Origin of the sequence: Nesterenkonia sp. PF2B19 (assembly GCF_001758425.2) — a bacterium.
In the GTDB taxonomy this organism is placed as follows: Bacteria; Actinomycetota; Actinomycetes; order Actinomycetales; family Micrococcaceae; genus Nesterenkonia; species Nesterenkonia aethiopica.
Genome location: NZ_MDSS02000101.1, coordinates 1 through 5,340, shown reverse-complemented (window position 1 = coordinate 5,340; position 5,340 = coordinate 1). Strand labels below are relative to the sequence as shown.

The 5,340-nt window shown below is 70.5% G+C and carries 7 protein-coding genes; 6 read left to right on the top strand and 1 reads right to left on the bottom strand.

All coding sequences use genetic code 11. From position 1 onward, the window contains the following. On the bottom strand, nt 1-315 hold a 315-nt coding region (locus BCY76_RS19720), incomplete at its 3' end, for a hypothetical protein (RefSeq protein ID WP_237090251.1). 295 nt (nt 316-610) lie between these two features. Here BCY76_RS19720 and BCY76_RS18370 point away from each other — a divergent pair. The 6 genes from BCY76_RS18370 to BCY76_RS18365 form a co-directional block, all read left to right on the top strand. Continuing rightward, nucleotides 611-1,768, top strand: a complete 1,158-nt coding sequence (locus BCY76_RS18370) for a hypothetical protein (RefSeq protein WP_085437954.1) — start codon at nt 611-613, stop codon at nt 1,766-1,768. Continuing rightward, nucleotides 1,747-2,196, top strand: a complete 450-nt coding sequence (locus tag BCY76_RS16870) for a hypothetical protein (protein WP_170922744.1) — start codon at nt 1,747-1,749, stop codon at nt 2,194-2,196. The genes BCY76_RS18370 and BCY76_RS16870 overlap by 22 nt, the downstream gene beginning before the upstream one ends. A gap of 89 nt (nt 2,197-2,285) precedes the next feature. Then, on the top strand, nt 2,286-3,122 hold the full coding sequence (locus BCY76_RS16865) for a PspA/IM30 family protein (protein WP_070159131.1): 837 nt from the start codon (nt 2,286-2,288) through the stop codon (nt 3,120-3,122). 172 nt (nt 3,123-3,294) lie between these two features. Beyond that, the gene (pdxS, locus tag BCY76_RS16860; protein WP_442935374.1) at nt 3,295-4,209 is read left to right on the top strand and encodes a pyridoxal 5'-phosphate synthase lyase subunit PdxS; all 915 of its coding nucleotides are present in this window, start codon (nt 3,295-3,297) and stop codon (nt 4,207-4,209) included. Next, on the top strand, nt 4,206-4,793 hold the full coding sequence (gene pdxT, locus BCY76_RS16855; protein ID WP_085437952.1) for a pyridoxal 5'-phosphate synthase glutaminase subunit PdxT: 588 nt from the start codon (nt 4,206-4,208) through the stop codon (nt 4,791-4,793). The genes pdxS and pdxT overlap by 4 nt, the downstream gene beginning before the upstream one ends. Nucleotides 4,794-4,878: 85 nt before the next feature. Next, on the top strand, nt 4,879-5,340 hold a 462-nt coding region (locus tag BCY76_RS18365; RefSeq protein WP_442935373.1), incomplete at its 3' end, for a variant leucine-rich repeat-containing protein.

Here is a 5,340-nt window from a genome sequence, read left to right as displayed (position 1 = left end):
CGCGGCGGAGGGAGCCGACGACGCCTCGGCGGTGGCCGCTGAGCCCGGCGACCCAGCCTCGGGAACGAATCCACCACGCGGGCCGTGCTGGCCTCGGTCATTTCCGACGCGGTCAATGTCGGCTGGGTCGTGCTCGGCTCGGTCATGCTGGACGAGGGGCCGGGTCGGCTCAGGCGGCGCGGCGGGGATCCGCTGAGTCTGCTCCCCGCTGTCGGAGCCGCGCTCGGGCCCCGTGCCGGGCGTCGTCGTGCCAGGCGTCGTCGACTCCTGGTCGAGCTCCGCGGACTCCGCGCGGTCCTGAGGATCTGTAGTCATGAGAAACCTGCCTTCACACCTGACGAGGCGCCCGCCGGAGCGAGCGCTGGATCTCCGGCCTCCGCGCGGTGCCGCGGGGGCGCACTCGAAGCATTGTGCTCGCCCATCCTGTACCTTCGACGATAACTTCCTGAACGCCTCCTGGGCGATTCCTGCGCTCCGTGTGACGCCTCTCCACCCTCATCGCTCCTCCTCAGCGGGCACACCCTGTGCGAAGCATGCAGGAGGACCCGTGTTCTCTGCCAACGTACTCGCCACCGTGGACGCACCTCGGGGGTGCTCATAGACTGACCCCATGCTCGAAGCCTTCGCGACGTCTCTGCCCGTCACTGTGGGAGCCGTCATCGTCGGCCCCCTGCTCATCGGGGCGGGAGTGCTCGTGCTCATCGGGCTCGGCGCCATGTACCTCTCCGGCGGCAGGAAGCAGACCCGTCAGCTCTCCTCCGCTCCCGGGTCCCGCGCCATGGGGGCGGCCGGGGGCCAGGGCTCCGAGCAGCCCGCCGCGCCGGACCCTCGGGACACCATGCCCTACGGGCAGCTGCGCCAGCAGGCCGGCTCCATGCTGGTCGCTGCGGACGAGGCCGTGCGCTCCTCCGACCAGGAGATCCTGTTCGCCCAGGCCGCCTACGGGGACGAGGCCGTGGAGGTCTTCCGCCAGGACATCCAGAAGTCCAAGGACCACCTGCGTGATGCCTTCCGGCTCCAGCAGCAGCTGGACCAGCAGCCGCCGCAGGACGAGACCGAGGCGCGCCGGATCGTCCGGCAGATCATGGAGCACTGCGAGCAGCTGGACGCGTCCCTCGACGCCCACCGCCAAGAGTTCGAGGGGCTCCGCGACCTGGAACGCAGCCCCGGCCCGGCCGCCGCGCAGCTCAATGAACGCCTCGCCGACCTGCGGACCCGGCTGCACGCCGCCGCAGCCGAGCTGCCGCAGCTCCAGAAGCGCTACACCGGGGAGCCGTTGGAGAGCCTGCAGCAGAACCTGGACCGCGCCGAGGGCCTGCTGGAGGACGCGCAGTCCCACGGCGAGACGGCCGCGCAGGCCGCCGAGGCGCACCGCGCCTCCGACGCCGTGGTGGCCATCCACGCCGGAGAGCGGTCCGCCGCTGAGGCCGCCGCGCTGCTGGACTCCGCCGACCAGACCTCCTCCCGGCTCCAGGACGCCCGCCGGAACCTCGACGTCGGAGTGGCGCAGACCGAACAGGACGTCGCCCAGGCGCGCGCCACGCGTGATGCCGGGCAGCGCCCGAGCTGGCCGGGCCGATCGCCGCCGCAGAGGCCGCCGTCGCCCGCGTGCGGCAGACAATCGACTCCGGCGAACGCTACGACCCTCTGGAGCTGCTGCTGGGATTGGAGCTGGCCCACCGGGAGCTCGATGAGCCGCTCAACGCGGTGCGGGACCGTCAGGCCCAAGACCGACGCGCCCGAGAGATGCTGCAGACCGAGCTGCTGACCGCCCGCAACCAGGTGCAGTCCTCCCAGGACTACCTCCGTTCCCGCGCCCACCGGGTGGGCACCACGGCACGGACCCGCCTGGCCGAGGCTGAGCGGTGCCTGTCCGAAGCTCAGGCCTTCGCCGACACGCAGCCCGCACGCGCGCTGGACTTCGCCACCCAGGCCAAGACGCTGGCGGTGCAGGCCGCCCAGATCGCCGAACAGGACCGGGCCGAGGAGAACCTCATGAACACCGGAGGGGGCTTCGGCGGCTACGGACGCCACTGGGGCGGCGGCTACGGCACCGGCTATGGCGGCGGGTATGGCGGCGGGTATGGCACCGGGTATGGCTATGGCGGCGGCTACGGCCGTCGTCGCGGATCCGGCCGAGCGGGACGCCGCATGCTGCGCTACGGCATGCGCCACGGGCGCCGTCGGTGGTTCTGAGTGCTGACGACCTGTTCACCCGCACCCCCTGTGACGGGTGTTCCTCGATGACTAGACTGATCTGAAAATCTCCAGGAAAGGTGATCACCGTGTCCAAGCAGTCCATCTTCGGCAGGATGTCCCAGCTGATCCGCGCGAACGTCAACGCGATGCTGGACCGTGCCGAGGACCCCGAGAAGATGCTCGACCAGATGGTCCGGGACTTCACCAACAACATCGCTGAGGCCGAGGAGGCGGTGGCCCAGACCATCGGCAACCTCCGGATGATGGAGGACGACTACCGGGAGGACCTCGACACCGCGCGCTCCTGGGGCCAGAAGGCGCTGGCCGCCTCCCGGAAGGCGGACGAGTTCCGCACCTCCGACGACGACGCCAACGCGCAGAAGTTCGACAACCTCGCCAAGGTCGCCATCCAGCGACAGATGGACGCCGAGTCCTCGGCCCGCACGGCAGAGCCGACGATCCAGTCCCAGCGGGAGATCGTGGACAAGCTCAAGCAGGGCCTCGAGCAGATGAAGACCAAGCGTCAGCAGCTCATCAGCAAGCGCGACGAGCTGGTGGCCCGGTCCCGGGCGGCCCATGCCCAGTCGCAGGTGCACGATGCGGTCAAGTCCATCGACGTCATGGACCCGACCTCCGAGGTGGGGCGCTTCGAGGAGAAGATCCGCCGCGAGGAGGCGCGGGTCCGCGGCCAGAACGAGCTGGCCGCCTCCAGCCTGGACGCTCAGTTCGAGTCCCTCGAGGACCTCGGCGAGCAGGCGGAGATCGATGCGCGGCTGGCCGCGCTGAAGACGGGCTCCACCTCGCCCGCCCTGGGCACCGGAGCCGAGCAGGGCGCCCTGGGAGCAGGGTCCGGCACCGGTGTCACCGAGGCCGACCTCGCCGAGCTCGACTCCGCCCTGGAGGGCAACGAGCAGCAGAAGTGAGCCGGGCCGCTCCGGGGCTCGGAGCCGCCACAGGGCGCTGATGCGCGCCAGCTCCACACCGGGAGGGTCCCAGATGACGTCTGGGGCCCTCCCGGTCTCTGTGGCAGGGGAATCTCTGCTTCAATGGATGTCTGGCAACCGTCACCTGGATCCATCGATGAGGAGTCCATCCGTGTCCACTGAGAACACTGAGTCCCCCGTGTCCGCCGAGCAGGGCGCGACCACGGTCAACACCGGCTTGGCCCACATGCTCAAGGGCGGCGTCATCATGGATGTGGTGACCCCCGAACAGGCGAAGATCGCCGAGGAGGCCGGCGCTGTGGCCGTCATGGCTCTGGAGCGGGTCCCCGCGGACATCCGCGCCACCGGAGGCGTGGCTCGCATGTCGGATCCGGACCTGATCAGCGGCATCATCGAGACCGTCTCCATCCCTGTTATGGCCAAGGCCCGGATCGGCCACTTCGTGGAGGCCCAGGTGCTGGAGCACCTGAAGGTGGACTACATCGACGAGTCCGAGGTGCTCTCCCCCGCCGACTATGTCCACCACATCGACAAGTCCAAGTTCTCGGTGCCGTTCGTCTGCGGCGCCACCAATCTGGGTGAGGCCCTGCGCCGCATCACCGAGGGCGCCTCGATGATCCGCTCCAAGGGTGAGGCCGGCACCGGCGACGTCTCCGAGGCGATGAAGCACATCCGCACCATCACGGCGGAGATCGCCGAGCTCAGCTCGAAGGCCGAGGACGAGCTCTACGTGGCGGCCAAGGATCTGCAGGCCCCGTACGACCTGGTCAAGCAGGTGGCCCGAGACGGTCGTCTGCCGGTGGTCATGTTCGTCGCCGGCGGCGTGGCCACCCCCGCCGACGCGGCCATGATGATGCAGATGGGCGCCGACGGCGTCTTCGTGGGCTCCGGGATCTTCAAGTCCGGGAATCCGGCCGCCCGCGCCGCTGCCATCGTTAAGGCCACCACCTACTACGACGACCCCGCGGTGATCGCTGAGGTGTCCAAGGGCCTCGGCGAGGCCATGGTGGGCCTGAACGTGGCCGACGTCCCCGCACCCCACCGTCTGGCCGAGCGCGGCTGGTGAGCCCGCAGATCGGTGTCCTCGCGCTGCAGGGGGCGGTGGCCGAGCATGTTCGTGCTCTGACCGCCTCCGGCGCAGAGGTCCGCACGGTCCGGCGGCCCGCTGAGCTCGACGGCCTCCGCGGCCTCGTCGTCCCCGGCGGGGAGTCGACGGCCATCGCGCGGCTGGCCGCCCCCGTGCAGATGATGGAGCACATCCACCGGGCGCATCAGGACGGGCTGGCGCTGTTCGGGACCTGCGCGGGGCTGATCCTGATGGCCCGCGAGGTCTCCGACCCTGCCGCCCTGGCCGGCTTCCCCCGGATCGGTGGACTCGACGTCGTCGCCCGTCGCAACGGCTACGGCAGCCAGCTGGACTCCTTCACCGAGCAGCTGGACGTCACCGGGCTGGACGAGCCGCTGGAGGCGGTCTTCATCCGCGCTCCGGTGATCGAGGAGGTCGGGGACGGTGTGGAGGTCCTGGCGGAGTCCCGCGGACTGTCGGTGGCGGTCCGCGAGGGTCGGGTCCTGGCGACCAGCTTCCACCCCGAGCTCACCCCGGATCATCGCCTCCACCAGCTGTTCGTGGACATGGTCGGCGCCGTGTGAGGTGCGTCTCGTCCATTCGGGCTTGTAAGCTCGTGTCCGATCGCTGGACCTGCTTCATCACCGCCCGCCGCGCCCCGAGGAACGCATGACTGCACACGACGACGTCGCACGGATGGCCGCCGACCCGGCCACGGACTGGGACACGCTGCACTGGATCGCAGAGAACCATCCGGAGCTCCGCCCTGTCGTCGCGGGCAATCCGAACACCTATCCGGAGCTGCTGGAGGCCCTGGCCGATCTGGATGATCCGGCGATCAACGACGTCCTGATGCGGCGGTTCCTGCCCCCGGACCAGTGGCCCGAGCCCGAACCGGAGCCCGAGCCGGAGCCCGAGCCGGAGCCCGAGCCGGAGTTCGAGACTCAGGACGAGGAGCGCGGGGCGGCCGCGGGCCTCCTGCTTCCCGGAGACGACCTCCCGGAGGAGCAGCAGCCGGACCAGCAGGATGCTGGCGCAGTCGGTGCAGTCGGTGCAGTCGGCGCGGCCGGGCCGGGGGCCGATGCCGCCGCGGGGGAGCCCGCAGATGCCGAGGCCGACGACGACCCAGCC

Excerpts from the sequence above, each read along its gene's own strand:
- BCY76_RS18370 (WP_085437954.1), top strand. The coding sequence starts at position 611 with ATGCTCGAAGCCTTCGCGACGTCTCTGCCCGTCACTGTGGGAGCCGTC.
- BCY76_RS16870 (WP_170922744.1), top strand. The coding sequence starts at position 1,747 with ATGCTGCAGACCGAGCTGCTGACCGCCCGCAACCAGGTGCAGTCCTCC.